Raw genomic sequence first — 357 nt, forward strand, 5'->3', positions numbered from 1 at the left:
GCAGCTCACGCACGACTGCGCGACGATCCGTCCTTCCACGGGCATGTGCTCCCGACATTCCGTGCCGACCGTTACATGGACCCATCGGCTGCGGGCTGGACGATCGCGATCGCGGAGCTGTCGGAAGCTGCCGGCACCGATGCCGGGAACTACGCCGGGCTGCTCGAGGCCCTGCGCCGCCGCCGCGCCGCGTTCCGGGCAGCGGGCGGCACAGCGACCGACACCGGGGTGCTCGATGCCGGATCGCAGCCGCTCACGAGTGCCGATGCGGAGCGCATCCATGCCGCGGGGCTCCGGAGCGAAGTCACGGCGGAAGACGCGACGGCGTACCGCCGCAACATGCTCTACCGGCTGGCC

Annotated in this window: 1 protein-coding gene; it reads left to right on the plus strand. The window is 71.7% G+C overall.

Annotated features, from left to right (window positions below):
• A partial coding sequence (locus DSP71_RS23170) for a glucuronate isomerase (protein ID WP_258546273.1) occupies positions 1 to 357 on the plus strand: 357 nt, incomplete at both ends.

The organism is Microbacterium sp. H6 (assembly GCF_003314775.1).
Classification (GTDB): Bacteria; Actinomycetota; Actinomycetes; order Actinomycetales; family Microbacteriaceae; genus Microbacterium; species Microbacterium oxydans.